Below are 4448 nucleotides of genomic sequence, written 5' to 3' on the forward strand. Positions count from 1 at the left end.
TCGGCGGGACGGCTCAGCGACCTGCTCGTCCGCCTGTCGCCGCGCGAGCGCGGGCCAGCGGCCGAAGCCGGACGAATCCTGATCGAGCCGGTCCTGAACGACATCGCGGCCGAAGCCCGCCCGCGCCGCGCGCTGTTCGTCGGGTGCCAGGCAGGACTGGCGGCCTGGGGCGACGCGGGCTCGATCCGGCAGGTCGTCCAGCATCTGGTCGCCAACGCCATCGATGCCTCCGAAGCGGGGACTCCGGTGCAGGTCGTGGCGGTCGCCGAACAGGGCCGCGTCCGTATCGACGTGATCGATCAGGGCGTCGGGATGACGCGCGCCTTCATTCGCGACGAGTTGTTCAAGCCCTTCGTGTCGACGAAGGATGCGGGTTTCGGCCTTGGCGCCTTCGAGGCGTTGCAGATCGCACAAGCGATGGGGGGCGCGATCGAGGTAGCGAGCGAGCCCGGCAAGGGCAGCAATTTCACCCTGTGGTTGCCGCATGCCGATGCGCATGGCGACGCGGGTATCGACGCACGCATGATGAAAGTGGCATCGAAATGAGTGGGGAAACGAACGGCGCGGGGACCAATATCCGCAAATTGCTGGTGATCGAGGACGATCCGGGGCTGCAGGCGCAGCTCAAATGGGCCTATGAGGATTATCAGGTGCTGGTCGCCGGTGACCATGATGCGGCGATCGAACTGTTGCGCGCCGAGGAACCCGACGTGGTTACGCTCGACCTGGGGCTGCCGCCCGATGCCGACGGGACGCGCGAAGGCTTCCGGACGCTGAAGACGATCCTCGAAATCAAGCCCGACACCAAGGTGATCGTCGTGTCGGGCCATGGCGAGCGCGCCAGTGCGCTGACCGCGATCGCCAGCGGTGCGTGGGATTTCTATCAGAAGCCGATCGACATCGACGAGCTGGGGCTGATCGTCCGTCGCGCCTTTCACGTGCGCGAACTCGAGGTCGAGAACGCGCGTCTGGCGGAGCAGGGGGCCACCGACAATCGTGTGCTTGGCGGGATGATCACCGGCGCGCCCGAGATGCAGAAGGTCGCGCGCACGATCGAGCGCGTCGCGAACCTCGACGTCAGCGTGATGCTGCTGGGAGCAAGCGGCACCGGCAAGGAATTGCTCGCGCGCGGATTGCACGAGGCGAGCGCGCGGCGCGACGGCGCGTTCGTCGCGATCAACTGCGCGGCGATCCCGGAGAACCTGCTCGAAAGCGAGCTGTTCGGGCATGAGAAAGGCGCGTTTACCGGCGCGGTCAAGACGACGGAGGGCAAGATCGAGCTCGCGCACGGCGGCACGCTCTTCCTCGACGAGGTCGGCGACATCCCGCTGCCGCTGCAGGTCAAGCTGCTGCGATTCCTGCAGGAACGGACGATCGAGCGGATCGGCGGGCGCAAGCCGATCGCGGTCGATACGAGGATCGTGTGCGCGACGCACCGCGACCTCGATGCGATGATCGCCGAGCAGAGCTTTCGCGACGACCTCTATTACCGGCTTGCCGAGATGGTGGTGAAGATCCCGTCGCTCGCCGAGCGGCCGGGCGACGCGGTGCTGCTCGCGCGCCACTTCCTCCATCAATATGCGCCCGAGATGAATCCCGCGGTACGCGGCTTTGCGCCCGACGCGCTGCAGGCGATCGACGAGGGGCGCTGGCCGGGCAATGTCCGTGAACTTGAAAATCGCATCAAACGCGCCGTTATCATGGCAGACGGCAAGCTGGTGATGCGCGAGGACCTCGATATGGCGGGCAAGGATGCGGAGAGCGAGGAGGCGTGGCTGAATCTGCGCAGCGCGCGCGAAGCGGCCGACCGCGTCGCGATCCGCCGGGCGATGACGCAGAGCGAAGGCAATATCTCGGCCGCCGCCAAGCTGCTCGGGATCAGCCGGCCGACGCTTTACGACCTGCTCAAGCAATATCGGATGCAGGCCTGAATGGGATTTTGCCGTTCCTGGACGGGCGCGCTGCTGATCGCGGCGGTGCTGGGGGGATGCGACGGCGGGCGGCCGGCGTCGCCGCGGCAGGCGTTCGAGGAACGCCGCGCCGAACTGCAAGGCGCGATCCGCGGCAATCCGAGGGCGATCGCCGAGCGCGTCGAGCTCGCGCGCGTCGCGATCCGGCTCGGCGATGGGGTCGGCGCCGAAGCGGCGATCAGGGGCGCACTGGCGGCCGGAGCGAAGGAAGAAGCGCTGCGCCCGTTGCTGGCGCGCGCCTATGCGATGCAGGGCGAGGGCACGCGTGCGATGCAGGCGCTCGATGCCGGGCCGATCATCCCCGAGATGATCGGGGAAGCGGCATGGGTCGCGGGCGATGTCCACCTGAGCAATGGCGACTTGGTCGCGGCGCGCGAAGCCTATGACCGCGCGGTGCACGAACTGCCGCGCAACTCTGCTTTATGGGTCGATGTCGCGCGGTTTCGCGATGCCAACGCCGATACGCTCGGAGCGCGCGACGCGGTCGACTATGCGATCGAGCTCGACAAGGCGAACAGCGCGGCGCTGGCGTTCAAGGCGAATCTCGTCCGCACCGAAGACGGGCTCAACGCCTCGCTGGGCTGGTATGCGAAGGCGCTGGAGGCTGACGCCGACAACGCCGATGCGCTGATCGAACAGGCGGCGACGCTCGGCGATCTTGGCCGCTATCGCGACATGCTCGGCGCGCTCCGCCACGCCGCGACGATCGTCCCGCGCGAGCCGCGCCTCTATTATCTGCAGGCGGTGCTCGCAGCGCGTGCCGACAATTACCGGCTGGCGCGCAGCCTGCTCCAGCGGACGCGTGGCGAACTCGACGATCAACCCGCGTTCATGCAATTGAGCGCGATCGTCGAACTCGAACTCGGCGGCGAAGCGGTTGCCGCGACCTGGGCCGACCGGCTGCTCGCCGAGCAGCCGAACAATTTTACCGCGCACCGTATCCTCGCCGTCGCGAACTGGGCCGATGGCGATGCCGATGGCGCGATCGAGGCATTGCTGCCGGTGGTCGACCGCCCCGATGCCGACAGCTGGTCGCTGCTGCTCGCCGCGCGCGCCGCAGCCGAACTGGGGCGGCGCGGCGAATCGGCTGATTATCTGGCGCGCGCTGCGACACTGGAACGCGGCGAAGCGGTGCCCTTTACCGCGAACAATGATTATGGCCTGCTGTCGATGGCGGCCGATGCCGATCCGCTCAATCCGGCGAAGGCGATCCCGGCGATCGCCGCCGACATCGCGGCCGGCAACACCGGCCGCGCGATCGAGCGCGCGATGCGGTTGCGCGACGCCAACCGCGGCGTCGCCGATGCGCATATCCTGCTCGGCGATGCGGCGCTGGCGGGCGGGCGGTACGATCTGGCGGTCGAGGCCTATCGCGCCGCGCGCGATCTCGATGCGGGCGAGCGCACGACGTTGCGGCTCGCGAATGCGCTGTTCCGCGCGGGCGATGCCGCCGGTTCGGGCGCCGCCATCCTCGCGCTGCGCGACAGCCAGCCGTCGAGCATCGCCGCCGACCGGCTGGCCGGGCATCTCGCGATGGACCTCGAGCATTGGGATCAGGCGATTGCGCATTTCGAGCGGGTGCGCAGCCGGATCGGGAATCGCGACGTTGTGATCCTGCGTGAACTGGCGCGCGCGTGGGCGGCGAAGGGCGACGACCGGCGCGCGTTGCCGTTGATCGATCGCGCTTACCGGCTGCAGCCGCTCAATGCCGGGATCATGGAATTTTACGCCGATCTGCTGGCAAGGCGCGGCGATAGTCAGGCGGCGGCGGATCTGCGCGACAAGTCGGCGCAGATCGGACGATGAGGGTAGCGGCGGAATCGATCGGGAGTTGCCGATAGGGATGTGCGCCCCGGCGAAAGCCGGGGCCCAGAATTCTGACGCGAACTTAGCGTGTTACTGCATGGGCCCCGGCTCTCGCCGGGGTACACAAAAGGGACAACTCCCGCCCCAAAGCTGAAATCGGCCCTCAGGCCTCGGTCAAATCGAGCAACGTGCGTGCGTCGAGGCCGATGCGGCGCATCTGGTCGGCGACGGGGGGCCAGACATTGGCGAGGAAATCGGCGCGCATCAGGTCGCGCAGGCGCTCGGTCGCACCCTCGGCGACGAACATGCCGACGCCGCGCTTGACCGTGACCAGTCCTTCGTCCTGGAAGGTCTGGTAAGCCTTTGCGACGGTCAGCGGATTGGCGCCTTCCTCCGCCGCGAGCGAGCGGACCGACGGCAGCATGTCGCCATCGCGAAAGGTGCCGTCGAGGATAGCGTTGGCGATGACATCGCGCAGACGCTGGTACACCGGTTTGGACTGATCGAGCATGCCGCCTTAATGCCATAAGACAGCAGCACAGTCAAATGCACTCCGTTACAAAGTATACCGTCCGGATGTAATTAAATATCCCAGTCGCGAACGACGTCGTCATATTCGGGGCGCGGGCGTTCGTCGAGTTCCCTTGCGCCGGTACCGAGGAAGAAATAGCC

General features: G+C 67.3%; 4 protein-coding genes. 3 read left to right on the forward strand and 1 reads right to left on the reverse strand.

Going from position 1 to position 4448, the window contains the following annotated elements; genetic code table 11:
- The 3 genes from VGD20_RS17620 to VGD20_RS17630 all read left to right on the forward strand — a co-directional run.
- Window positions 1-546: ATP-binding protein (locus VGD20_RS17620; protein ID WP_331135679.1), on the forward strand; the 546-nt coding region annotated here is incomplete at its 5' end.
- Window positions 543-1931: a PEP-CTERM-box response regulator transcription factor gene (gene prsR, locus VGD20_RS17625; protein WP_331135680.1), complete on the forward strand. Its 1389-nt coding sequence runs from the start codon at window positions 543-545 to the stop codon at window positions 1929-1931. The genes VGD20_RS17620 and prsR, both read left to right, overlap by 4 nt.
- Window positions 1932-3776 (forward strand): tetratricopeptide repeat protein, encoded by a 1845-nt coding sequence (locus VGD20_RS17630; RefSeq protein ID WP_331135681.1) that lies wholly within the window; start codon window positions 1932-1934, stop codon window positions 3774-3776.
- A gap of 163 nt (window positions 3777-3939) precedes the next feature.
- Here the strand turns inward: VGD20_RS17630 and VGD20_RS17635 are convergent, their stop codons facing one another.
- A complete protein-coding gene (locus tag VGD20_RS17635; RefSeq protein WP_331135682.1) occupies window positions 3940-4287 on the reverse strand; it encodes a GntR family transcriptional regulator in 348 nt (115 codons plus the stop codon).
- Window positions 4288-4448 lie beyond the last annotated feature (161 nt).

Origin of the sequence: Sphingopyxis sp., assembly GCF_036402335.1 — a bacterium.
Classification (GTDB): Bacteria; Pseudomonadota; Alphaproteobacteria; order Sphingomonadales; family Sphingomonadaceae; genus Sphingopyxis.

Excerpts from the sequence above, each read along its gene's own strand:
- prsR (WP_331135680.1), top strand. The coding sequence starts at position 543 with ATGAGTGGGGAAACGAACGGCGCGGGGACCAATATCCGCAAATTGCTG.
- VGD20_RS17630 (WP_331135681.1), top strand. The coding sequence starts at position 1,932 with ATGGGATTTTGCCGTTCCTGGACGGGCGCGCTGCTGATCGCGGCGGTG.
- VGD20_RS17635 (WP_331135682.1), bottom strand. The coding sequence starts at position 4,287 with ATGCTCGATCAGTCCAAACCGGTGTACCAGCGTCTGCGCGATGTCATC.